Here is a 21,439-nt window from a genome sequence, read left to right as displayed (position 1 = left end):
CCGCCTCATGAACCTCGTCAATTCTGTCAGGAACGGCGCGACCGGCGGGCCGGCCGCGCCGCCCGTTCCGTCAGATCAGGAAGTGCCGCTGCATCCAGAGCATGCCCTCGGCATTGTTCTTGGTGACGACCGGGCCGTCCGTGACGATGCTCTTGGGGATGCCCTCGCCGGTCTTCTCGCCGCCGACCACCGCGGCCACGCCGGCCATGATGGCACCGCCATGGATGCGGCAGGACGGGTTGCGCACCGTGGCGTGCATCCGGCCGTCCAGGACGGCTTCCACTGCCGGCGGCATGGCGTCGACGCCGCCCACCAGGATGTTCTCGCGGCCGCGCGCCTTCATGACGTTCTGGGCGGCCAGCGCCATGTCGTCATTGTGGAAGAAGGCGGCGTCGATCTCCGGGTACTTGGTCAGCAGGCTGTCCCAGATCCGGGTGGCCTTGGTCACGTCCCAGTCGGCCGGCTGCTCGTCGAGCACCTCGATCTCCGGGAACTTCTCGACCACCGACTTGAAGCCGCGGGCGCGGCCCTGGGCACCGGTATGACCGAGCGCACCCTGGGTCATCACGATCTTGCCCTTGCCGCCGATCGCGTTGACCAGGGCCTGGGTGACCGCGGCGCCCATGAACTCGTTGTCCGGGGCCAGGAAGCTGTGGACGTCGATCTGCTCCAGCGGGGCGATCAGCGTGTCCATGTCGATCACCGGGGTGCCGGCGTCGATCATCCGCTTGACCGGGTCGGTCAGCGTGCCGATGCCGAACGCCTGGATCGCCACGAAGTCCCACTTCTGGGACGCCATGTTGTCGATGGCGGCGCGCTGCTTGGGTGCGGAGAGCTCGCCGTCGAACCAGGTGACCTCGACGTTGAACAGCTTGCCCCAGTACTCGGCCGCCTGCTTGCCCTGGGCGCACCAGGTCGCCTGGAGGCCGGCATTGGAGAAGGCGGCCTTCAAGGGCTTTTCCGAGCGGCCCATCTCCTGGGCGAGCGCTGCGCCCATCATCGGGCTCATGCCCATGCCGCCGAAGATCGCCGCCGCCGCGGCGCTGGAGCCAGTCACCTTGTTGATGAACGAGCGACGAGTTTCCGGCGTGACGCCGAACTTCCGGGTCATCGGTTCCAACCTCCCTGAAGGCGGCCTTCTCGGTCCGCTCTGCCGCCAAACTCTTGAGCGAGCCATGCGTAGTTGGCAAGCGGGTCCCCGCGGAAAGCCGGGGCAAAAGTCATACTTTAGCCGCACCGTTTGCGAAAGCGGTCGCGGCGGCTTCAGGCGGCCGGTTCGGCGGCCGCCGCCACGGCGCGCCGGCGCCCCCAGGCATCCAGGGCGGTGCGCAGGAAGAAGATCAGCAGCCAGCCGCAAAAGGCGCCGGCCGTGTTGGTGATCACGTCGTCCACCGAGGGGACCCGGCCCGGCACGGTCAGCTGGATGAACTCGATGCTCCCGCTGATGGCCAGCCCGGTCGCCAGCACCGAGAACAGGGTGGCGCCCGGCCAGATCGCCGCCACCATGCCGAGCGGGACGAAGCCCAGCACGTTCTCCCAGGCATCGCGGGTCCAGATGTCCTGGAACGGGACGAGGCGCGGCTCGCGGTCGAGGAAGACGATGCGGTGCGGGCGGGACAGCACGCCCAGCGCCAGCAGGTCATGGGTCCGCTCGCCCACCTGCACCTCGGCCCGCGTGATCTCGCCCAGGAAGAAGCGGCGCATGTTGATGTCGCTGCCCAGCGCCAGCTTGTAGCTGGCAATCCAGCGCCGGCGGGGATCGGCAGGGTAGCGGTGGCGGATCACCGTCCGGCCGTCCACCTGCACGGTCAGCTCCGGCCCCACCAGCGCCAGCTCCAGGCGCAGCGGGCGGCCCTCCTGGAACACGCCATGGGCGCGCAGGGGCGGGTAGCCGTCGAGATTGGTGCCCTTGGCGCGCAGATGCACCAGCAGGACGTCGTGGTCGCGGTCGATCGAGAGCAGGCGGCCGTGCCAGCCCAGCGTGATGGCGAACAGGCGGCCGAGGAAGCGCGGATGGGGCGGGCCGGGCAGGACGTCCAGCCGTACCCGCAGCGGCGCGCCCCGCTTCACCTCGGCCAGCCATTCCGGTGCCGCGTAGGTGCGCAGCACGCCCGGCCGGTCGAACAGGGCCTGGCCCTCGGCGCCGATCTCGGCCTGGTTCAGCACCTGGCGCGGCAGCCGCCATTCGAGCGGCCAGAACACGGCGAAGAAGTAGCTGACCAGCACCACGACCAGGGCCGCGATCCGCACCGGCGGGGTGAGGACCACGCTGATCTCCTCGTGGCGGAGGAAGCGGCGGAGCAGCCGGCGCGGCCGGTGCGCGGCGAACTGCATGCGCACCATGCGCAAGGGGCGCCGCCAAGCGGCGCCCCTGCGGCTGCTCAGGCCGGGACTGCTCAGGAGAGCGCCTTGGCCAGCCCCTTGTCGAGGGCATCGAGGAAGCCCGTGGTGGTGAGCCAGGGCTGGTCGGGGCCGATCAGCACCGCCAGGTCCTTGGTCATCTGGCCGTTCTCGACCGTGTCGATGCAGACCTTCTCCAGCGTCTGGGCGAACTGCTCGACGTCCGGCGTGCCGTCGATCCGGCCGCGATAGGTCAGGCCGCGGGTCCAGGCGAAGATCGAGGCGATCGGGTTGGTCGAGGTCTGCTTGCCCTTCTGGTGCTCGCGATAGTGGCGGGTCACCGTGCCGTGCGCGGCCTCGGCCTCGACCGTGCCGCCGTCCGGCGTCATCAGCACCGAGGTCATCAGGCCCAGCGAGCCGAAGCCCTGCGCCACCGTGTCGGACTGCACGTCGCCATCGTAGTTCTTGCAGGCCCAGACATAGCCGCCCGACCACTTCATCGCCGCGGCGACCATGTCGTCGATCAGCCGGTGCTCGTAGACCGTGCCCGCCGCCTTGAACTTGTCGGCGAACTCGGCGTCGAACACCTCCTGGAACAGATCCTTGAACCGGCCGTCATAGGCCTTGAGGATCGTGTTCTTGGTGGACAGGTAGAGCGGCCACTTGCGCTGCAGCGCGTAGTTCATCGACGCGCGGGCGAACTCGCGGATCGATTCGTCCAGGTTGTACATGGCCATCGCCACGCCCGAGCCCTGGAAGTCGTAGACCTCGTGCTGGATCGGCGCGGAGCCGTCCTCGGGCTGGAAGGTGATGGTGAGCTTGCCCTTGCCCGGCACCTTGAAGTCGGTGGCGCGGTACTGGTCGCCGAAGGCATGGCGGCCGATCACGATCGGCTGGGTCCAGCCCGGCACCAGGCGCGGCACGTTCTGGCAGATGATCGGCTCGCGGAAGATCGTGCCGCCCAGGATGTTGCGGATCGTGCCGTTCGGCGACTTCCACATCTTCTTGAGGCCGAACTCCTGGACCCGCGCCTCGTCGGGCGTGATGGTCGCGCACTTCACGCCGACATTGTGCTTCTTGATCGCCTCGGCGGCCTCGACCGTCACCCGGTCGTCCGTGGCGTCGCGATGCTCGATGCCGAGGTCGTAGTAGAGGAGCTCCACGTCCAGATAGGGCAGGATCAGCTTGTCCTTGATCATCTGCCAGATGATCCGGGTCATCTCGTCGCCGTCGAGCTCGACGATCGGGTTCTTGACCTTGATCTTCGCCATACTTCGCTCCTCTATCGCCGCAGGTCCGGCGTTCCACGCGCGTCGCGGGCCTTCTAGTCGCCCGAGGCGGCCGGGCTCAAGCCGCGTTCCACAAGGCGTCCTTGATCTTGCCGACAAACGCGGCGTGCGCGGCCAGTTCCTCAGGGGTGGCTGCATGCGGCCTGGCCGGGCGGAACGGCCGCTCGGCCGGACCGGCCGCCGCCAGCCCGGAGCGGGCGTCCATCGAGAAACTCAGCGCCGCCTGCCGGCCGCCCAGCAGGTGCACATAGACCTCGGCCAGCAGCTCGCAGTCGAGCAGCGCCCCGTGGAACACGCGGCCGGAATTGTCCACCGAGAAGCGCCGGCACAGGGCATCCAGGCTGGCCGGCGCGCCCGGGAACTTGCGCTGGGCCAGCATCAGCGTGTCGACCGCCCGGTCGAACGGCAGCTCCGGCCGGCGCGCGCGGAACAGCTCGGCGTTCAGGAAACGCATGTCGAACGGCGCGTTGTGGATGATCAGCGGAGAGTCGCCGATGAACTCCAGGAACGCGTCGACCATGTCCTTGAAGCGCGGCTGGCCCGCGAGCTTGTCGGCGGTGATGCCGTGGATGCGCGCGGCCTCCTCGGGCACGTCGCGCTGCGGGTCGATCAGCGTGTAGAACGTCTTGCCGGTCGGGACCTGGTGGACCAGCTCCAGGCAGGCGATCTCCAGGATCCGGTGGCCGTCGCGCGGGTTCAGCCCGGTGGTCTCGGTATCGAGCACGATCTCACGCATGTCGGGTCCTCTCGCTGAGCCGGCTGGTCATCGCATAGCGCCCGGGCCAGACGCCACCGCCCCGATGGCGCAGCCCGCCGAGAAAGCCGGCCAGGCGGCGCTGCACCTCGCCCCGGTCATGGCCCGACGGGATGAACAGGTCGGCCCGTCGGCGCTTCTGCGCCGTCGGGACCTGCTGGGCGCGGATCCGGGCCAGGCGCTCGCGGGTCATGCCCGGCCGGCGGAGCGCCCGCTGTTCCTGCAGGGCATCGGAGCAGCCCACCACCACCACGAAGTCGACCCGCCGCTCGCCCCCGGTCTCGAACAGGAGCGGGATGTCCAGGACCACGAGCGGCGTGGCGTTGCGGGCGGCCCGGGTGAGGAAGCGATGCTCCTCGGCCCGGACCAGCGGATGGACGATCCCTTCCAGACGGCGCAGCGCCGCCGGATCGCCGAACACCTGCCGCCCGAGTGCCGCGCGGTCGATCCCGCCATCGGCGGCGGCCACCGTCGGGAACTCGGCCAGGACCGGTGCCACCGCGGCCCCATGGGGGCGGAACAGGAGATGCACCGCCAGGTCCGCGTCGAACACCGGCACGCCGAAGGCGCGGAACAGCCGGGCGACATGGCTCTTGCCGGTGGCGATCGATCCGGTGAGGCCTACCAGGATCATGGGCGCAGCCTCACGCCGCCAGCACCCCCTGGTCGCGCAGCGCCTGGAGCAGGGGCAGAAGCGGCAGGCCCTGGATGGTGAAGTGATCGCCCCGGACTCTGGCGAACAGTTGGGCGCCCAGGCCTTCCAGATGGTAGGCGCCCACCGAATGGAGCACCGCCTCGCCCGCCTCTGCCAGATAGGCGTCGATGAACCCGTCCGAGAGCGGCCGCATCCACATCTCGGCCGGCTCGACATGATGCCAGATCCGGCTGCCGGAGCGGAACAGCACGGCGGCGCTCCACAGGCGATGGCGCTTGCCGCGCAGCTCCTGGAGCTGGCGGCGGGCCGCGTCCAGCACCTCCGGCTTGTCCAGCCAGCGCCCGTCCACCTCCAGCATCTGGTCGGCACCCAGCACCAGCACGTCGCCGGCATGGCGGGCGGCGACCCGCTGCGCCTTGATCTCCGCGAGCGCCACGGCGGCGTCCTCGACGGCGACCCCTTCCGCGGCCAGGGCCGCCTTCACCTCGGCCTCGTCGACCGGCACCGCTTCCACCGCGAACGCCAGCCCGGCGGCCTCGAGCAGGCGGGCCCTGGCCCGGCTCTGCGAAGCCAGGATCAGCGGGGGAGCGTCGGGAAGCTGCATCGAGCACTCGCGGGCGGAAATTCGCCTGCGGATGTAGTCGGCGGCGGGTTGGGCGACAAGCCGGCCTGCGGCTCAGCGCGGCAGGCGCAGGCTGACCCGCAGGCCGCCCAGCGGCGAATTGTCCATCTCGATGTCGCCGCCATGGGCCAGCGCCACGTCGCGGGCGATGGTCAGACCCAGCCCCACCCCGCCGGTGGCGCGCCGCCGGGACGGGTCCAGCCGCTTGAAGGGCTGGAACGCCTGCTCGCGCTGCTCGGCCGGGATGCCCGGCCCGTCATCGTCGACATGGATGGTGACGTAGTGGACACCCAGCTGCAGGCTGAGCGCGATGCGCTGGCCGTGGCGCACGGCATTGTCCACCAGGTTGGCCAGGCAGGAGCGGATCGCCACCGGGCGCAGCGGCAGGCGGGTCTCGGGCCCCGGCTGGAGCTCGACGAAGGCCCCGGCCCGCCTGGCCCGCTCGGCCATCTCCACCAGCACCGCCTGGAGATCGACCAGCTCCGGCACCTCGCGCCCCTCGCCGCGGGCGAAGCTCAGATAGGCGTCGATCAGGCGCTGCATCTCCTCGACGTCGCTCATCAGGTCGGCCACGCCTGGCTGGTGCTTGGGCATCATCGCCAGCTCCAACTTCATCCGGGTGAGCGGGGTGCGCAGGTCGTGGCTGACCGCCGCCAGCATGTCGGTGCGCTGGTGCATGAAGCGCAGGATGCGCTGGCGCATCAGGTTGAAGGCATGGCCGGCCCGGCGGATCTCGGTGGCGCCCTCCAGCCGGAAGTCGCCGATGTCACGGCCCTTGCCGAAGCTGTCGGCGGCCTCGGCGAGCCGGCGGATCGGCCGGACCTGGCGGCTCAGGAAGTAGATGGCGATCACCACCAGCACCAGCGACGCGCCGACCATCCAGAACATGAACAAAGTGGTGGTCGTGCTGGTGAGGCGCTTGCGCTCGCCCAGGACGCGCAGGATGCCGCCATCGGTCGCGACCCAGACGGCGACCCGGTCATCCTGGCCGACGCGCAGGTCGAGGCGGAACGGCCGCTTGACCTTCTCGTTGAACACTTCGCGAATGGTGGCGGGCACGTCGCGATCGTCGATGCCGGCCAGCGCCGCCGCCTCGGCGAGATCGGCGTTCGGCTGGAAGGACAGGGCCAGCCCGGTCCGCTTCCGCGCCAGCTCCAGCAGCGCCGCCCGTTCAGGGGGCGGGGTCTGCTCGATCAGGTCAGCGACCAGTGCGGTCTCGCCGGCCAGACCCAACGCCAGCCAGCGGGTGACGGTGTCCCAGTGGCGCACGTAGAAGACATAGACGATCACGAGCTGCAGGATGATCAGCGGCAGGAGCACGATCAGCAGCGAGCGGCCGAACAGCGAGCGCGGCATGACCCCGCGAGCGGGCCGGCGCCCTCCCTGGCGGGGTGCCGCGGTCACGGCCACCGGTCGGTCCCGGTCTTGAGCATGTAGCCCTCGCCGCGCACGGTCACGAGCAGGCGCGGCGCCTTCGGATCCAGCTCGATCTTGCGGCGCAGGCGGGTGACCGCCACGTCCACCGCCCGGTCGGTCCCGTCCAGCCCGACCCCGGTCGCGATCTCGAAGCGGGTGAGCGAGCGATCGGCGCGTGCCGCCAGGAAGTCGATCAGCGCGGTCTCGCCCTCGGTCAGGCGCACCGGCCCCGCTTCGTCGAACAGCTCGCGCGCGACCGGATCGTAGCGCAGATGGCCGATCGGCAGCGGCTCGCCGGCCGGCGGGCGGCTGCGGCGCAGGATGGTGGCGATGCGGAGCGCCAGCTCGCGCGGCTCGAACGGCTTGGCCAGATAGTCCTCCGCCCCCGCCTCCAGCCCGGCGATCCGGTCGTCGGGCTCGCCGCGAGCGGTGAGCAGCAGCACCGGCAGGTCGCGGTGGCGGCGCAGTTCGGCGGTGAAGCCGACCCCGTCGCCGTCGGGCAGCATCACGTCCAGCACGATCAGGTCGAACATCACCGTCTCGAGCGCATGGCGCGCCTCGGCGAGATCCTGGGCGACCGAGACGCGATAGCCCTCGCCCATCAGGAAGCGCTGGAGGAGCTGGCGCAGGCGGGGATCGTCGTCCACCACCAGCAGATGCCGTTCGCCGGCCTCGCTCATCCGGGACCCCGCCTACCCTGCCAGCGCCCGGCCGGCGCCGCGTCCGGCCGGCTCCGGGTCGAGCAGGACGGCCAGCACCCGGCGAAAGCCGCCCACCGCCTCGGGTCCCGCCGCACGGAAGGCGCGGCGGAGCCGGCGGCGGCGCTGCTGGTCGAGCTCGGCCAGGGCCGCCTGCCCGGCCTCCGTCACCCGGGCCGGACGCTGGCGCCGGTCCTCGGCGCGCTGCTCCAGCACCACCAGCCCGCGCGCCTCCAGTTCGGCCAGCACGCGGGAAAGGGTCTGCTTGCTGGCGGCGATCTGGCGGCGCAGCTCGGCCATGGTCACGCCCGGCCGGCGGGCCACCAGGCGCAGCACCAGGTCATGGGTGGCGCCCAGGCCATGCCCGGCGAGCGGATCGGCCACATCGGCCGCCACCAGGCGCTGCGCCCGCTCGATCATCAGGATCGCCTCGTCCAGGTCCTCGTCCCTGAGGAACAGGGGGTTGCCGCTGCTCATCTGCCCTTGCGTCTTCTTAGGGTGGCCCGCCCGCGTCGATCGGCCCGCATCACCCGGGTAGCACGTACCCGGTTGCGTTGACATCCCGGGACCTCCGATGATAGCGCGCCCGGACGATCGCCGGAGCATGACGCCCCGCCGATCCACGCCCGATGACACCGAGGTTCGCCCACCATGGCAGCGCTGATTCCTTACCACGACCGCGACGGCTGGATCTGGTACGACGGCGAGATGGTACCGTGGCGCGATGCCAGGCTGCACGTGCTGACCCACGGCCTGCACTATGGCAGCTCGGTGTTCGAGGGCGAGCGCGCCTATGGCGGCAAGGTGTTCAAGCTGCGCGAGCACAGCCAGCGGCTGATCGACAGCGGCCGCGTGCTGGGCTTCGAGATCCCCTGGACGGTCGAGCAGATCGACGAGGCAACCAACGCCACGATCGCCAAGAACGGCCTGTCCGACTGCTATGTCCGGCCGATCGCCTGGCGCGGCAGCGAGATGATGGGCGTGGCGGCGCAGGCGTCCAAGATCCACTTGGCGATCGCGGTCTGGGAGTGGGGTGCCTACTACTCCGACCTGCGCCTGACCCGCGCGGTCTATGACCGCCCGGCGCCGAACACCGCCCCGGTGCATGCCAAGGCCGCCGGGCTCTACATGATCTGCACGATCTGCAAGCACGCCGCCGAGGCCAAGGGCTTCGGCGACGCGCTGATGCTGGATTATCGCGGCTATGTCGCCGAGACCACCGGCGCCAACATCTTCCTGGTGATGGGCGGCAAGCTGCACACGCCGATCGCCGACTGCTTTTTGAACGGCATCACGAGGCGCACGGTGATCGGCCTGGCCAAGGCGCGCGGCATCGAGGTGATCGAGCGGCACATCAAGCCGGAGGAGCTGGCGAACGCCCAGGAGATCTTCGTGACCGGCACGGCCGCCGAGATCACTCCGGTACGCGCGATCGACGAGCTGACCTACGAGGTGGGTCCCCTCACCCGCCAGCTCCTGGAGGACTTCCACGCGGCGACCCGCGGCCACGCGAAGGCGGCGGCCTGAACGCCGTCACGGCCGGGCCGGGGGGACGGCGCCGGGTCGCAGTGTTCTGCGGCTCGCGCCCCGGCCGCGATCCGGTCCATGCCGAACTGACCGCCGAGCTCGGCCAGGCGATCGGCCGGCGCGGCTGGGGGCTCGTCTATGGCGGCGGCCATGTCGGCCTGATGGGGATCGTCGCCCAGGCGGTGCTGGAGCACGGCGGCGAGGTCCACGGCATCATCACCCGGCACCTGGTCGGCCGCGAGGTCGCCATGCCCGGCCTGCAGCGGCTGGACGTGGTCGACACCATGTTCGAGCGCAAGCGGCTGCTGATCGACGGGGCGGACGGCTACCTGGTCCTGCCCGGCGGCTTCGGCACGATCGACGAGCTGCTGGACGTCATGACGCTCAAGCAGCTCGACGAGCACCGCAAGCCGATCGTGCTGCTCGACCGGACCGGCCGGTTCTGGACGCCCTGGCTGGAGCTGGCCCGCCACGTGATCGAGGAAGGCTTCGCCGAGCCCGCCGCCCTGGCGCTCGCCACCGTCGCCGGCGGGGTCGAGGAGGCGCTGGAACTGCTCGCCGCATCCCAGCCCCCGGACCTGCCCCCGACCGGCACTCCCTGACCGGTTCAGGCGGTCGCGTTGTCCGCCTGCGCGCCCTGGCTCGCCGCCGCCAGACGCTGGCGGTAGAGGGTCACGAAGTCGATCGGGTCGATCATGAGCGGCGGGAAGCCGCCGTCCCGGGTCATGTCGGCCACGATCCGCCGCGCGAACGGGAACAGGAGGCGCGGGCACTCGATCATGAGCAGCGGCTGCAGGCTGTCCGGCGGGATGTTCGCGATCTGGAACACGCCGGCATAGTCCAGCTCCAGCAGGAAGATCGTGTCGCCGGACGCCTTGGCCTCGACCTCCAGGTCGATCAGGACCTCGTAATGGCCCTCGTTGCTGACCTGGGTGGCGCGGGTGTCGACCTTGATCTGGATCTCGGGCCGGACGTTGCTCTGCAGCCCCGCCGGCGCCTTCGGGTTCTCGAACGAGATGTCCTTGATGTACTGCAGGACGATGGACAGGCGCGGGGCCTGCTGCTGGGCCTGCCCGGCCTGGCCGTTGGCGGGGGTCTCGTCACTCATCAGATCGGCTCCATCCGGGATGGTCCCGTGGCTATGGCAAAGGTGCTCACGCCGGGAAACGGGTCCCGGCGCCGTCGCGGCGCTTCCTAGCAGAGGGTGCCGGCAGGGGCGACGCCTGATTGCCGCCTGCCGGCAGGGGCCTGATTGCCGGCCTGCCGGCAGCGCTCAGGCCGGCACGACCGCTTCCTCGCACGCGACACCGCTCGTCGGATCATAGCGCACCAGCGTGCCGTTCTCGACCTCGAGCCCGGTGAGTGCGCGCAGGAATCCCCAATGGGTCACGACCAGGGCCCGCTCCTGGTCCGGCCAGGTGCGGGCCAGATCGCGGAACTCGGCCGCCCGGCGCCGGATGCTCGGCTGGCTCTCGATCGCCCGGCCCCACCAGGATTCGTCCAGATGGTCGAAGGCGAGTTCCGGCCAGAGGCGGCCGAGCAGGCCGGGCGGCGAGCCGCGGTCGCAGGAAAAGGCGCAGCGCTCGCGCACCAGGGCATCGACCCGCACCGGGACTCCGATCCGGTCCGCGATCAGGACGGCGGTTTCCAGGCAGCGGCGATAGGGGCTGGCGACGATCGTCCGGATCGGCGGCAGCCCGGCGAGCAGGGCGGCGGCTGCCCTGGCCTGCTCCCGCCCGGCCGGGGTGAGCACCGGGTCGGGCGGGCCGGCATCGATCCGGGTGCGGCTGAAGCGGAGATTCCACTCGGACTGGGCGTGGCGGATCAGCAGCATCGCCGGGAGGTCAGCCGCCCGGCCCGGACCAGGGATTGCGCGGGCGGTCGTCCGGACCGGCCGGGTGCGGGCCGTCCTCGGGTGGCGGCGCCAGCGTGCCGTCCGGCACCGGGTCGACCTCGTGGAACTCGCCCTCGATCACGCTCCGGCGCGTCACGCGCGGCTGCGGCAAGAGGCCCGCCAGCAGCTTTCGCACCGGCGGCAGGCACAGGAGCAGGGCGACGACGTCGCTGGCGAAGCCCGGCAGGATCAGGAGGAAGCCCGCCGCCACCTTCCAGCCGGCGGCCTGCATCCGTTCCAGCGTGGTGCGCCCGCCGGGATCCGGCCCCACCATCGAGGCCAGCACGCTCAGGCCCGCATGGCGGATCAGGAGGCTGCCCAGCACGGCGGCCAGCAGCAGCAGGCCCACGGTGGCGAGCGCGCCGATCTCCTGGCCGACCTCGATCAGGACGACGACCTCCAGGATGAACCAGGCGAGCGGCAGGAAGCGGAGTAATCGGATCGGCAAGGCTGGCGCTTTGTCTTCGGCGATGACGACATATATGATGGAGTGAGCCGGGTCCATCCACGGCGGTTCGCCTACGATGGCCGATCCATCGCGGCGCCATCGTTCCGGCGGACCGGTGCGCCCATTGGAACGGTCTGGCGGGCGCTGCACTCCCGCCACGTTCAACGAACAGGTATCATGTCCGACGGTTTCGCCTACATCGACATCCTCTTCTTCGCGATGGTGGCGGCGTTCATCGCCTACCGGCTGCGCAGCGTGCTGGGACGTCGGACCGGTCTCGAGCGGCATCCCCTGGAGCGCGAGCAGGAGGCGCGGGCGCGCGCCGCGGAGAAGGCCGGTCAGGGCGACAATGTCGTGCCGCTGCCGGACCGGCGCGGCCGCCCGGCGGACGTGCCGCCGGCCCCGGCCGAGACGGTGGCCGACGGCACCGGCCTCGCCGCCCTGCGTGCGGCCGATCCGGGCTTCGACCTCACCGGGTTCATGACCGGCGCCAAGAGCGCCTTCGGCATGATCGTCGACGCGTTCGCGCGCGGCGACCTGGCGGCCCTGCGCCCGCTCCTGTCGGACCAGGTGTTCCGCAACTTCAAAGCCGCGATCGATCAGCGCGACGCTGCAGGCGAGCGGCTGGAGACGGAGATCATGGCCGAGCCGGCCAGCGAGCTGGTGGAAGCCGCGGTGCAGAACGGCATCGCCCGGGTGACGCTGCGGTTCGTCAGCCGGCAGATCAACGTGACCCGCGATGCGGCCGGTCGCCCGATCGCCGGCGACCCGGCCCGCCCGGAGGAGGTGGTCGATCTCTGGACGTTCGAGCGCCCGGTCCGCTCGCCCGACCCCAACTGGCTGCTCGCCGAAACCGCCACCCCGGAATGACCGTGCCGTCCCGGCTGCACGCTCCGGCCCGCCGGCTCCTGGCAGGTGCCGTCCTGCTGCTCGGCGCCTGTGCCGCCGAGCCGCCCAAGCCCGAGCCCGGCATGGCGCTGAAGCCCGCCGCGTTCACCGAGCTGGCCGGCTGGCCCGGCACCAGCCCGTCCGCGGCGCTGCGTGCCTTCGTCGCGGGCTGCGGCCGGATCGAGCAGGCGGATCCCGATGCCCGGTTCGGCGGCAAGGACTTCGCCGGCAAGCTGTCGGCCTGGCAGGACGCCTGCCGGCAAGCCCGGATCACGCCCACAGGTGACGCCTCGGCGCAGACCTTCTTCGAGGCCTGGTTCCAGCCGTTCGCGATCACCGATGGCGGCAAGCCCGAGGGATTGATCACCGGCTATTACGAGCCGGTGCTCGAAGGCTCCCGCGAGCCCTCGGAACGCTTCCGCATCCCGCTGCACGCGAGGCCGGCCGACCTGGTGACCGTGGACCTGGGCCAGTTCGCCGAGGACCTCCAGGGCCGGCGCGTGGCCGGCCGGGTCGAGAACGGCAGGCTGGTGCTCTATCCCGACCGTGCCGCGATCGACCAGGGTGCGCTCAGCGACCAGCAGCTGGAACTGCTCTGGGTCGACGACCCGATCGGCAAGTTCTTCCTGCAGATCCAGGGCTCCGGCCGGGTGCGGCTTCCGGACGGCACGGTGCAGCGCATCGGCTATGCCGACCAGAACGGCCGGCTGTACCACGCGATCGGCCGCGAGCTGGTGGCGTCCGGCGAACTCAGCAAGGACGAGGTGTCGCTGCAGACGATCCGGGCCTGGCTGGAGGCGCATCCGGACCAGGCGGAGGCGCTGATGTGGCGCAACCCGTCCTACGTGTTCTTCCAGCCCCTGCCCGACCTGCCGGACGATCAGGGTGCCCCGGGTGCGCTGGGCATCCCGCTGACCGCTGGGCATTCGCTGGCGGTGGACCGCTCGATCTGGCCGCTGGGGGCGCCCATGTGGCTGGACACCCACCTGCCGCCCGAGGTCGGCGGTGCGCCGTTGCGCACTCTCGCGGTGGCCCAGGACACGGGCGGTGCGATCAAGGGTGCGGTGCGGGCCGACCTGTTCCTGGGCGTGGGGCCCACGGCCGAGCGGATCGCCGGGCCGATGAAGAGCCAGGGGCGCATGTGGATCCTGCTGCCCAAGGCCGCGGCGCCCACGAGCTGAGTGCCGTGGCTGCCCGTCCCTCGTCCAGTCCCGGCGTTCCGCGCCTGCGCAAAAGGCTCTAAGGTCGCTTCATGAACTCCGCCGAATCATCCCCTCGTCCCGGCCCCCGGGTGGGCCTGTTCGTGACCTGCCTCGTCGACCTGTTCCGGCCATCGGTGGGCTTTGCCGCGGTGAAGCTGCTGGAGGATGCCGGCTGCACGGTCGAGGTGCCCGAGGCCCAGACCTGCTGCGGCCAGCCCGCCTTCAATTCTGGGGACCGCGCCACCACCGAGGCGCTGGTGCGGGGACTGATCGACGCCTTCGAGGGCTATGACTACGTGGTGGCGCCGTCCGGCTCCTGTGCCGGGATGCTGCGCACCCATGTGCCGGACCTGTTCGAGGACGATCCCGCCACCGCCGCGCGCGCCAAGGAATTCGCCGGCCGCTGCCACGAGCTGGTGAGCTTCCTGGTCGACGTGCTGGGGGTCCGGGCCGTGCCGGCGCAGCTGGAGCGCCATGCCACCTATCACGACAGCTGTGCCGGCTTGCGCGAGCTGAAGATCAAGCGCCAGCCGCGCCTCCTGCTGGAGGGTGTCGCCGGCCTGACGGTCACCGAGATGAAGGAGCCCGAGGTCTGCTGCGGGTTCGGCGGGACGTTCTGCGTGAAATACCCGCAGGTCTCGACCAAGATGGTCGACAACAAGGCAGCGGACATCGAGGGCACCGGGGCGGACCTCCTGCTCGCGGGCGATCTCGGCTGCCTGATGAACATGGCCGGGCGGCTGGCCAGGCGCGGCAGTGCGGTCGAGGTGCGCCACGTCGCCGAGGTTTTGGCCGGCGAGCTGGACGCGCCGCCGATCGGCCGGCCAGCCGGCGCCTGAAGGAGAAGCCCCTGCCATGCAGCCCACCAGCCTCGCCTTCCAGTCCAAGGCAGCGGCGGCCCTCGCCGACCCGAACCTGCAGACCGCCCTTGGCGGCATCAAGACCGGCTGGCAGCGCGGCCGCATCCTGGCGGCCGACCGCCTGCCGGAATTCGAGCAGCTCCGCGACCAGGCGCGCGACATCAAGAACCATGCGTTGGCCAACCTGGACTTCTACCTGGAGGCCTTCGAGGCCCGGGTCCTGGACGCAGGCGGCCAGGTGCACTGGGCGCGCGACGCCGCGGAGGCCCGGCGGATCATCCAGGAGATCTGCGAGAGCGCGGGTGCGAAGACGGTCACCAAGTCCAAGTCGATGATCGCCGAGGAGATCGGCCTCAACGACCATCTGGAGGCGGCCGGGATCACGCCGGTCGAGACCGATCTCGGCGAGTACATCATCCAGCTGCGCAAGGAGCCGCCCTCGCATCTGGTGGGGCCGGCCGTCCACCTGACTAAGGACCAGGTGGCCGACCTGTTCGAGCAGACCCACGGCCTGCCGCGCACCGACGATCCGACCGAGCTGGTGGGCCAGGCGCGCACCGTGCTGCGCCAGAAATACCTGCAGGCCGATGTCGGCATCACCGGGGCGAACTTCCTGATCGCCGAGACCGGCTCGGCGATCACCGTGACCAACGAGGGCAATGCGGAGCTGACGCAGGGCCTGCCCAAGGTCCACGTGGTGATCGCCAGCCTGGAGAAGGTGATCCCCTCCATGGAGGACGCCTTCACCCTCCTGCGCGTGCTGGCGCGCTCGGCGACCGGCCAGGAATTCTCGGCCTACACGACCGTGATGACCGGGCCGAAGCGCCAGGGCGACCTGGACGGGCCGGAGCAGTTCCACGTGGTGCTGCTGGACAATGGCCGCACCGGCATGATCGGCTCGAAGTTCCAGGACATGCTGCGCTGCATCCGCTGTGGCGCCTGCATGAACAACTGCCCGGTCTACCTGGCCGCCGGCGGCCATGCCTATGGCTGGGTCTATGTCGGCCCGATGGGCTCGGTGCTGACCCCGCAATTCGTGGGGATCGAGAGCGCCCATACCCTGCCGAACGCATCGACCTTCTGCGGGCGCTGCGAGGAAGTCTGCCCGGTGCGCATCCCGCTGCCCAACCTGATGCGCCACTGGCGCGAGGAGCAGTTCAAGCGCCAGCTGGTGCCGTCCACCGTGCGCTATGGCCTGGGCACCTGGGGCTTCTTCGCCAGGCGGCCGGCGCTCTACCGGCTGGCGACCCGGCTGGCGATGGGCGTGCTCGGCCGGCTCGGCAAGAAGCGCGGCCGGTTCGCCAGCCTGCCGCTGGCGGAGGGCTGGACGGTCAGCCGCGACCTGCCGGCACCGCAGGGCCGGACCTTCATGCAGCAGTGGCGGCAGCGGCAGAGGAGCCGTCCATGAGCGACAACGAGGGCCGCCGCGCGGCCATCCTCGGCCGGCTGCGCGACGTGTACCGCCGCTCGCCCGAGGACGAGGCGGCGGCGATCGCCACGGTCGAGCGGCGCGTGTTCCACCCGGCCCCGAACCTGATCCCGGCGCGCGGCCAGCTCGACCTGGAGGACCGGATCGAGCTGTTCACCACCATGGCGCGCAACGTCCAGGCGGAGGTCGAGCGCGTGGCGCGCATGGCAGACGTGCCCGCCGCCGCCAGTGCCATCCTGCGCCGGCACAACCTGCCGCAGAAGCTGGTGATCGCACCGGATCCGGTGCTGCAGGCTGCCGGCTTCGCCAGCCAGCCGCTCCTGCGCGTGCGGTTCGGCGATGCCGACGAGCACGACCAGGCGGGCCTCACCCTGGCCTTTGCCGGGGTGGCCGAGACCGGCACGCTGATGCTGTGCTCGGCCGCGGAGCGCCCGACCCTCCTGGCCTTCCTGCCGGAGAACAGCCTGGTGGTGCTGCCGAGCGCCCGCGTCTTCGGCGCCTATGAGCAGGCCTGGCGGGAGCTGCGCCGCGAGCTGGGCAGCCCGCCGCGGTCGGTCAACTTCATCACCGGCCCGTCCCGGACCGGCGACATCGCGCAGAGACTGGAGCTGGGCGCGCACGGGCCGCGGCGGCTGGCCATCCTGCTCGTCGACGATCTCCAGGCCGGCTGAGCCCCGAACAGATGCGCCGGCCCCGCCTTCCTTCCGCCGACGAGGCGGCGCTCTGGCGCAACTACGTCAAGGACGTGGCTCCTTTGCCCCGCGACGCGGCGGAGGCCGCGCGGCCGGTGGCCCCGCCTGCCGCCGTCCCAACCGCACCAGCCGCGACGGTACCGCCCGGACCGGCTCCCGCACGGGCCAAGGCCGGCAGGACCGGAAAGCAGCCGGCGGGTCCCGCGGAGAACAGGACCCCACCCCCGCCCCAGCCGTCCTGGCCGCGCCCGCTGCCACCGGCACGGCCTGTCGCCGAGCGCCCGGTCACGCGGCGGGCCGACCGCAGCGGCCCGGTCGACCTGGACCGCCGCACCTGGCAGCGCCTCCACCGCGGCGAGATGATCGTGGAGGCGCGCCTGGACCTGCACGGCCTGACCCAGATCGCCGCCTATGACCGCCTGGCCGCGTTCATCGACCATGCCTGGCGGGTGGGCTCGCGCTGCGTGCTGGTGATCACCGGTCGCGGCAGCGGCGATGTCGGCATCCTGCGCACCATGACGCCGCGCTGGCTGGACGAGATCCCGATGCGCGACAAGGTCCTGACCTATGCCCAGGCCAGGATCCACCATGGCGGTGCCGGCGCGCTCTATGTCCTGATCCGCCGCCGCCGGGTCGGCTGAGCGGCATCCAGGAGCCGCGAGAGCGCAGGCCGGCCCGACCGGATCGCCGGCCTCCTGCCGGCCTGCCACCCACGCTGATGACACGCCATTCGGCGCCAGGCGGCCCGGCACGGACAATGGCAGCCTCCTCCGCGAAGGCAGCCTTCCACCACCACCCCACCCCGAACGAGACCCTGGTGCCTGCAGGACCTGGAGCGCCTGCCGGTCAGGTGAATCACCTGATCCAGAGAGTTGCTCCAACTTCGATGGGTTGAGCGCACGCTTGCCATGCGGATCACGTCGAGCCGGATGGAACATGCTCTCGAGAAGTGCATCGCTGACGGATCGTGCCCGGATGCAGAGGCCGACGGCCAGGCCGGAAGCGCTGCCGCGCGAACGTCGTTGGCGGGTGCTCGGGCGGCCATTGACGGCGCGCATCCGGCCCGGCGGAGCCACGACGGCGGTTCGGCCGACCGGAGCGCCGGACATGCTGGCCGGCGACAGTTCGATGGGACGCTTCCCCGTCGGCCGGCTCCGGCTATCCAGGCAGTCTCTGCGGGGCGCCCGGGTCTGCCGGCTCACCCGGCAACGGGTACGTCGCCGGGTGTCCGCCTGTCAGGAACAATGTCACGGGCAGCGGCGATGGAATGGAGAGCCGCGGCGACCGCCTGGCCGGTCCAGCCCGATGCCGATGCCCATGCTCGTACCGGGCTGGGCCTCAGTGGCGGACGGGTTCCTGCCGGAACACGCGCGCACCCGGCAGCTTGGACAGCAGCGCCTTCGCCTCCGCCTCGCTGCCGACGACCGTCTCGCCGCTGGTGTGCACGACGCGGAACTGCGCCGGCCCGGCCGCATCCTTCGGCTGACCTCCGGAACGGAGCGGGACCGACGCCCTCGTTATCGAGTCACCAACTTCCATACCAGCCACCTGATGGACTCCGGTTAAGATGCACGCCATCAAATTGATACGATCTAATCGGGTTAGCAACCCCACCTCTCGCGAAAGTGCACCATCGTGTCTCTTTTGCAGCAACGGCACCATCCGCTGCCCGGCTAGCCGGAAGACTATCCGCCGATTGGCATCCGGAAACAACGGCAAGATGAACGTTTTGTTTACCAGTGCCAGAGTAAGCTCTGGCTCATCAGCCAAATTTTCAGGACAGCGCAATGATACTTGCGTCCTCCCGTTGAAATCATTCGAGCGCCTTGCCGATGCCGGGCTGGACAAGCCCGTATGCTTCGCGTAGCCGCGAAGTCGGGCCGGCGCGGACCGCGCATCGCCCTTCGGCGGGATGGCCTGGAGCCAAGCTCGGCCGCCAGCGATCAGGGAGCAGACGATCATGGAGCAGACGCTTTCAGGGCGGGTCGCCGTCATCACCGGTGCGACCCAGGGGCTGGGCGAGTGCATCGCCCGTGAATTCGCCGCGCGCGGGGCGGCCGGCCTGGTGCTTTCGGGCCGCAACCGGGAGCGGGGCGAGGCGGTGGCCCGGGATCTGGCGGCCGGTGGCTGCCCGACCCGGTTCGTCGCGGGCGATCTGGGCGAACTGGAGGTGGCCCGCTCGCTGGTCGCCACGGCCGACCAGGCGTTCGGCCGGCTCCACGCGCTGGTGAATGCCGCGGCCCTCACCGACCGGGGCACCATCCTCGACACGGAGCCCGAGCTGTTCGACCGGATGTTCGCGATCAACGTCCGAGCACCGTTCTTCCTGATGCAGGACGCGGCGCGCCTGATGCGCCGCGAGCGGATCGCCGGGACGATCGTCTCGATCCAGTCGATGTCGGGGCATGGCGGCCAGTCCTTCCTGGCCGCCTATGCCGCGAGCAAGGGGGCGCTGGGTGTGCTCACCCGCAACGTCGCCTACGCGCTGCTGCCCGACCGCATCCGGGTCAACGGGCTGAACATCGGCTGGATGAACACGCCCGGCGAGCACAGCATCCAGCAGCGCTTCCACGACGCGGCGCCCGACTGGCTGGAGCGGGCGGTCCAGGCCCGGCCGTTCGGCCGGCTGATCGATCCCGCCGAGGTGGCGCGGATGGTGGCCTTCCTCAGCTCGGACGAGAGCGGGCTGATGACCGGGTCCAACATCGACTACGACCAGATGGTGCTGGGCTGCACCGACGACCCGCATCTGCCGACCACCCCCCTGCCCGACCGTGGCTTCTGACGCCGGTCCTGCTTCCCGAGCTTGCCGTCCGGGCCGGATCGGCTCACCTACCCTCTGATCACATCCACAGCGCCGGAACCCGCCGATGCGTCTCCTCCCGCTGGCCCTGGCCGCCGCTCTCCTCCTGGCCCCGCCGGCACTGCGTGCCGAAACGCTGGTCGAGACCTTCGATGGCGGGCCGGCCCTGGACGGCATCCTCACGCCCGGCAGCGACGGAACCTGGGAGCTCCGGATCGCGAACGGCGTGGCCGAGCTCGAGAACCGCAGCGACGCGGCGGCGATCAAGTTCTACCGGATCGAGACGCTGCACGGGCGGGCGTCGCCGGAAGGTGCAGCGATCGCCGCCGATGTCGGCGGGGAGTTTCCGGGCAAGGTCTCCGCCGCCGGCCTGCTCTACCGCTACGACGAGGCCAGCCGCAGCTACCTGGCGTTCGTCGCCGGTGCGCAGCGCTGGGCGCTGTTCCAGCGCGGGCCCGAGGGCATGCGCCCGCGCCTGAGCGGTACCCTGCCGGAGGGCAAGGAAGGACGGCACCGGCTGCGCATCGAGCCGGATGGCGAGGACCTCCGGCTCGAGATCGACGGCCAGCAGGTCGGCACTGCGCGGATCTCGGGCATGCCCGGCCATGCGGTCGGGCTGGTGGCGATGAGCGTCGGCCGTTTCGAGTTCGACAATCTGGCGATCGTGCCGGACGCCTCCTGAGGCCCGGCCGCTGCCGGGGCAGCCGAAGGGCGAGGGACTGGCCGGAGCACGGCTCGGCGCATGGTGTCGAGCATGGCCATCCGGTAGGACCATCGTCCTGGCCACCCGTGCGCAACAGCGTCGGGTGCAGGCAATGAGAAGGCAAAATTCTCCAACAGTTCAGCCGAAAACAGGATCGCCGCGTTCCTGGATGTGCCGACGGGCATGGCGCGCCGCCGGTTCGTCGGTGCCGACCTCAAGATACCCTGGCCGCGATCGCCCGGTTCGCGAAGGACTATCCGACCGGGACGCTGCGCGGCTTCGGCCGGCGGGTCGACATGTTCCCGTCACAGGTGCCCGGCAAGGAAGATCTCGACCGGATCGTGCCGGACCGGCCGGCCTTCTTCTTCGTGATCGACGACCACAGCATGTGGGCGAACAGCAAGGCGCTGGAGATGGCTGGCGCGGATCACGACACGCCCGACCCGATCCCCGGCTTCGGCTATTACGAGCTATGACGTGCGCGACGCCGAGGGAAACCCGACCGGTCATGTGCTCGAGGTCGCCGTGGCACTGTCGATGGTGAACAAGATCGGGCCGATCTCGGTCGAGGCCATGGCGGAGCCGCTGGAGGGGTGGCTCCCGAAGGCGGCCGCGGCCGGCATCACCAGCATCTACGCTGCCCGCGTGCCGCCGGTGGGCGACGACAGGGTGCGATCATCGAGATCTACAACGATCTAGAGCGGGAAGGCCGGCTGCCGTTCCGGGAGGTCGCCTCCTACATGATGAAGGGGCCGCCGATCGAGCAGGCCGTGCCCGGCGTCGAGGAGCTGCGCCAGCGCACATACCGAGCTGGTGCAAGCGCGCGTGCTGAAGATCGTCGGCGACGGCACGCCCGAAGGCTACACCGCACTCCTGCTGGAGCCTGTGGACGAGCGGCTGGAGGTGGCGGAGGCGGTGCATGCCAACAGAATGGGAGCTGTCCATCAGCTCGGCCGGGAGGACCGGATCGGCTCTCTCGAGGCCGGCAAGCCAGCCGACCTGGTGGTGCTGGAGCAGGACCGGTCTCTCTCTAACCCTAGGCCGGATCGACCTTCAACGGAGCCAGATCATGGCGGCAGCGAGGTGGACGAAGCCGGTGAAGTGGACGGTTCATCGGTCGTAGCGGGTGGCGAAGCGGCGGAATGGCTTGAGCCTGTTGCAGCGTCGTTCGATGCAGTTGCGGTGCTGATAGGCGGCGTCATCGTGCGGGATAGCAACC

26 protein-coding genes are annotated in these 21,439 nt (G+C 70.7%); 13 read left to right on the top strand and 13 right to left on the bottom strand.

Annotated features, from left to right (window positions below; all coding sequences use genetic code 11):
• Positions 1-70: 70 nt before the first annotated feature.
• The 9 genes from VNS22_RS11700 to VNS22_RS11660 all read right to left on the bottom strand — a co-directional run bounded on the left by VNS22_RS11700 (position 71) and on the right by VNS22_RS11660 (position 8,251).
• Positions 71-1,015, bottom strand: a complete 945-nt coding sequence (locus tag VNS22_RS11700; RefSeq protein ID WP_414653345.1) for a sugar ABC transporter substrate-binding protein — start codon at positions 1,013-1,015, stop codon at positions 71-73.
• A gap of 248 nt (positions 1,016-1,263) precedes the next feature.
• Positions 1,264-2,343 carry a VanZ family protein gene (locus tag VNS22_RS11695; RefSeq protein ID WP_325732607.1) on the bottom strand — a complete coding sequence of 360 codons (1,080 nt, stop codon included), beginning with the start codon at positions 2,341-2,343 and terminating at the stop codon, positions 1,264-1,266.
• 53 nt (positions 2,344-2,396) lie between these two features.
• On the bottom strand, positions 2,397-3,611 hold the full coding sequence (locus VNS22_RS11690; RefSeq protein WP_325732584.1) for an NADP-dependent isocitrate dehydrogenase: 1,215 nt from the start codon (positions 3,609-3,611) through the stop codon (positions 2,397-2,399).
• A gap of 76 nt (positions 3,612-3,687) precedes the next feature.
• Positions 3,688-4,365, bottom strand: a complete 678-nt coding sequence (dnaQ, locus tag VNS22_RS11685; protein ID WP_325732583.1) for a DNA polymerase III subunit epsilon — start codon at positions 4,363-4,365, stop codon at positions 3,688-3,690.
• Positions 4,358-5,017 (bottom strand): dephospho-CoA kinase, encoded by a 660-nt coding sequence (gene coaE / locus VNS22_RS11680; protein ID WP_325732581.1) that lies wholly within the window; start codon positions 5,015-5,017, stop codon positions 4,358-4,360. The genes dnaQ and coaE overlap by 8 nt, the downstream gene beginning before the upstream one ends.
• 10 nt (positions 5,018-5,027) lie before the next feature.
• Complete coding sequence (locus VNS22_RS11675; protein WP_325732579.1) at positions 5,028-5,642, bottom strand: nucleoside triphosphate pyrophosphatase; 615 nt, start codon at positions 5,640-5,642, stop codon at positions 5,028-5,030.
• A 72-nt stretch (positions 5,643-5,714) separates the two neighbouring features.
• A complete protein-coding gene (locus VNS22_RS11670) occupies positions 5,715-7,070 on the bottom strand; it encodes an ATP-binding protein (protein WP_325732577.1) in 1,356 nt (451 codons plus the stop codon).
• On the bottom strand, positions 7,061-7,756 hold the full coding sequence (locus VNS22_RS11665; protein WP_325732575.1) for a response regulator transcription factor: 696 nt from the start codon (positions 7,754-7,756) through the stop codon (positions 7,061-7,063). Before VNS22_RS11665 ends, VNS22_RS11670 begins: the two co-directional genes overlap by 10 nt.
• A 12-nt stretch (positions 7,757-7,768) precedes the next feature.
• On the bottom strand, positions 7,769-8,251 hold the full coding sequence (locus tag VNS22_RS11660; protein WP_325732573.1) for a MarR family winged helix-turn-helix transcriptional regulator: 483 nt from the start codon (positions 8,249-8,251) through the stop codon (positions 7,769-7,771).
• A gap of 174 nt (positions 8,252-8,425) precedes the next feature.
• Between VNS22_RS11660 and VNS22_RS11655 the strand changes: the two genes are divergently transcribed.
• Both VNS22_RS11655 and VNS22_RS11650 read left to right on the top strand, forming a co-directional pair.
• Complete coding sequence (locus tag VNS22_RS11655) at positions 8,426-9,301, top strand: branched-chain amino acid aminotransferase (RefSeq protein ID WP_325732571.1); 876 nt, start codon at positions 8,426-8,428, stop codon at positions 9,299-9,301.
• Positions 9,302-9,342: 41 nt separating this feature from the next.
• Positions 9,343-9,903 (top strand): TIGR00730 family Rossman fold protein, encoded by a 561-nt coding sequence (locus tag VNS22_RS11650; RefSeq protein ID WP_325732569.1) that lies wholly within the window; start codon positions 9,343-9,345, stop codon positions 9,901-9,903.
• Positions 9,904-9,908: 5 nt separating this feature from the next.
• Here VNS22_RS11650 and secB read toward each other — a convergent pair whose 3' ends face one another.
• The 3 genes from secB to VNS22_RS11635 form a co-directional block, all read right to left on the bottom strand.
• Positions 9,909-10,409, bottom strand: coding sequence for a protein-export chaperone SecB (gene secB, locus VNS22_RS11645; RefSeq protein ID WP_325732568.1), 501 nt, complete (start codon positions 10,407-10,409; stop codon positions 9,909-9,911).
• Positions 10,410-10,574: 165 nt separating this feature from the next.
• The gene (locus VNS22_RS11640; protein WP_325732566.1) at positions 10,575-11,135 is read right to left on the bottom strand and encodes a histidine phosphatase family protein; all 561 of its coding nucleotides are present in this window, start codon (positions 11,133-11,135) and stop codon (positions 10,575-10,577) included.
• A gap of 10 nt (positions 11,136-11,145) precedes the next feature.
• Entirely contained in the window at positions 11,146-11,643 is a 498-nt protein-coding gene (locus tag VNS22_RS11635; protein ID WP_325732564.1) for an FxsA family protein, read from the bottom strand.
• A gap of 177 nt (positions 11,644-11,820) precedes the next feature.
• Here VNS22_RS11635 and VNS22_RS11630 point away from each other — a divergent pair, with 177 nt between their 5' ends.
• From VNS22_RS11630 to VNS22_RS11605, 6 genes are all read left to right on the top strand, one after another.
• A complete protein-coding gene (locus VNS22_RS11630; RefSeq protein ID WP_325732562.1) occupies positions 11,821-12,513 on the top strand; it encodes a Tim44/TimA family putative adaptor protein in 693 nt (230 codons plus the stop codon).
• Positions 12,510-13,712: a murein transglycosylase A gene (locus tag VNS22_RS11625; RefSeq protein WP_325732560.1), complete on the top strand. Its 1,203-nt coding sequence runs from the start codon at positions 12,510-12,512 to the stop codon at positions 13,710-13,712. The genes VNS22_RS11630 and VNS22_RS11625 overlap by 4 nt, the downstream gene beginning before the upstream one ends.
• A 71-nt stretch (positions 13,713-13,783) precedes the next feature.
• Positions 13,784-14,572 (top strand): (Fe-S)-binding protein, encoded by a 789-nt coding sequence (locus VNS22_RS11620; RefSeq protein WP_349261770.1) that lies wholly within the window; start codon positions 13,784-13,786, stop codon positions 14,570-14,572.
• Between the two features lie 16 nt (positions 14,573-14,588).
• Positions 14,589-16,001: a LutB/LldF family L-lactate oxidation iron-sulfur protein gene (locus VNS22_RS11615; RefSeq protein ID WP_325732556.1), complete on the top strand. Its 1,413-nt coding sequence runs from the start codon at positions 14,589-14,591 to the stop codon at positions 15,999-16,001.
• Positions 15,998-16,693 (top strand): LutC/YkgG family protein, encoded by a 696-nt coding sequence (locus tag VNS22_RS11610; protein ID WP_325732554.1) that lies wholly within the window; start codon positions 15,998-16,000, stop codon positions 16,691-16,693. Before VNS22_RS11615 ends, VNS22_RS11610 begins: the two co-directional genes overlap by 4 nt.
• An 11-nt stretch (positions 16,694-16,704) precedes the next feature.
• Positions 16,705-17,355, top strand: a complete 651-nt coding sequence (locus VNS22_RS11605; protein WP_325732552.1) for a Smr/MutS family protein — start codon at positions 16,705-16,707, stop codon at positions 17,353-17,355.
• 697 nt (positions 17,356-18,052) lie between these two features.
• Here the strand turns inward: VNS22_RS11605 and VNS22_RS11600 are convergent.
• Positions 18,053-18,676 carry a hypothetical protein gene (locus VNS22_RS11600; protein WP_325732550.1) on the bottom strand — a complete coding sequence of 208 codons (624 nt, stop codon included), beginning with the start codon at positions 18,674-18,676 and terminating at the stop codon, positions 18,053-18,055.
• Here VNS22_RS11600 and VNS22_RS11595 point away from each other — a divergent pair.
• The 5 genes from VNS22_RS11595 to VNS22_RS11575 all read left to right on the top strand — a co-directional run.
• Positions 18,675-19,499, top strand: coding sequence for an SDR family oxidoreductase (locus VNS22_RS11595; protein WP_325732548.1), 825 nt, complete (start codon positions 18,675-18,677; stop codon positions 19,497-19,499). The two genes, VNS22_RS11600 and VNS22_RS11595, sit on opposite strands and share 2 nt — an antisense overlap.
• An 85-nt stretch (positions 19,500-19,584) precedes the next feature.
• Positions 19,585-20,199 carry a hypothetical protein gene (locus VNS22_RS11590; protein ID WP_325732546.1) on the top strand — a complete coding sequence of 205 codons (615 nt, stop codon included), beginning with the start codon at positions 19,585-19,587 and terminating at the stop codon, positions 20,197-20,199.
• 146 nt (positions 20,200-20,345) lie between these two features.
• Entirely contained in the window at positions 20,346-20,696 is a 351-nt protein-coding gene (locus VNS22_RS11585; protein WP_325732606.1) for an amidohydrolase family protein, read from the top strand.
• A gap of 1 nt (position 20,697) precedes the next feature.
• Positions 20,698-20,919, top strand: coding sequence for a hypothetical protein (locus tag VNS22_RS11580; protein WP_325732544.1), 222 nt, complete (start codon positions 20,698-20,700; stop codon positions 20,917-20,919).
• A gap of 126 nt (positions 20,920-21,045) precedes the next feature.
• The coding region (locus VNS22_RS11575) for an amidohydrolase family protein (protein ID WP_325732542.1) at positions 21,046-21,439 on the top strand (394 nt) is incomplete at its 3' end.

Source organism: Geminicoccus sp. (assembly GCF_035556675.1).
Lineage (GTDB): Bacteria > Pseudomonadota > Alphaproteobacteria > Geminicoccales > Geminicoccaceae > Geminicoccus.
This window is presented reverse-complemented; position numbering and strand designations above follow the sequence as displayed.

Excerpts from the sequence above, each read along its gene's own strand:
- VNS22_RS11690 (WP_325732584.1), bottom strand. The coding sequence starts at position 3,611 with ATGGCGAAGATCAAGGTCAAGAACCCGATCGTCGAGCTCGACGGCGAC.
- VNS22_RS11630 (WP_325732562.1), top strand. The coding sequence starts at position 11,821 with ATGTCCGACGGTTTCGCCTACATCGACATCCTCTTCTTCGCGATGGTG.
- secB (WP_325732568.1), bottom strand. The coding sequence starts at position 10,409 with ATGAGTGACGAGACCCCCGCCAACGGCCAGGCCGGGCAGGCCCAGCAG.
- VNS22_RS11615 (WP_325732556.1), top strand. The coding sequence starts at position 14,589 with ATGCAGCCCACCAGCCTCGCCTTCCAGTCCAAGGCAGCGGCGGCCCTC.
- VNS22_RS11700 (WP_414653345.1), bottom strand. The coding sequence starts at position 1,015 with ATGGGCATGAGCCCGATGATGGGCGCAGCGCTCGCCCAGGAGATGGGC.
- VNS22_RS11640 (WP_325732566.1), bottom strand. The coding sequence starts at position 11,135 with ATGCTGCTGATCCGCCACGCCCAGTCCGAGTGGAATCTCCGCTTCAGC.
- VNS22_RS11675 (WP_325732579.1), bottom strand. The coding sequence starts at position 5,642 with ATGCAGCTTCCCGACGCTCCCCCGCTGATCCTGGCTTCGCAGAGCCGG.
- coaE (WP_325732581.1), bottom strand. The coding sequence starts at position 5,017 with ATGATCCTGGTAGGCCTCACCGGATCGATCGCCACCGGCAAGAGCCAT.
- VNS22_RS11600 (WP_325732550.1), bottom strand. The coding sequence starts at position 18,676 with ATGATCGTCTGCTCCCTGATCGCTGGCGGCCGAGCTTGGCTCCAGGCC.
- VNS22_RS11655 (WP_325732571.1), top strand. The coding sequence starts at position 8,426 with ATGGCAGCGCTGATTCCTTACCACGACCGCGACGGCTGGATCTGGTAC.
- VNS22_RS11595 (WP_325732548.1), top strand. The coding sequence starts at position 18,675 with ATGGAGCAGACGCTTTCAGGGCGGGTCGCCGTCATCACCGGTGCGACC.
- VNS22_RS11695 (WP_325732607.1), bottom strand. The coding sequence starts at position 2,343 with ATGGTGCGCATGCAGTTCGCCGCGCACCGGCCGCGCCGGCTGCTCCGC.
- dnaQ (WP_325732583.1), bottom strand. The coding sequence starts at position 4,365 with ATGCGTGAGATCGTGCTCGATACCGAGACCACCGGGCTGAACCCGCGC.
- VNS22_RS11665 (WP_325732575.1), bottom strand. The coding sequence starts at position 7,756 with ATGAGCGAGGCCGGCGAACGGCATCTGCTGGTGGTGGACGACGATCCC.
- VNS22_RS11605 (WP_325732552.1), top strand. The coding sequence starts at position 16,705 with ATGCGCCGGCCCCGCCTTCCTTCCGCCGACGAGGCGGCGCTCTGGCGC.
- VNS22_RS11625 (WP_325732560.1), top strand. The coding sequence starts at position 12,510 with ATGACCGTGCCGTCCCGGCTGCACGCTCCGGCCCGCCGGCTCCTGGCA.
- VNS22_RS11620 (WP_349261770.1), top strand. The coding sequence starts at position 13,784 with ATGAACTCCGCCGAATCATCCCCTCGTCCCGGCCCCCGGGTGGGCCTG.
- VNS22_RS11610 (WP_325732554.1), top strand. The coding sequence starts at position 15,998 with ATGAGCGACAACGAGGGCCGCCGCGCGGCCATCCTCGGCCGGCTGCGC.
- VNS22_RS11660 (WP_325732573.1), bottom strand. The coding sequence starts at position 8,251 with ATGAGCAGCGGCAACCCCCTGTTCCTCAGGGACGAGGACCTGGACGAG.
- VNS22_RS11590 (WP_325732546.1), top strand. The coding sequence starts at position 19,585 with ATGCGTCTCCTCCCGCTGGCCCTGGCCGCCGCTCTCCTCCTGGCCCCG.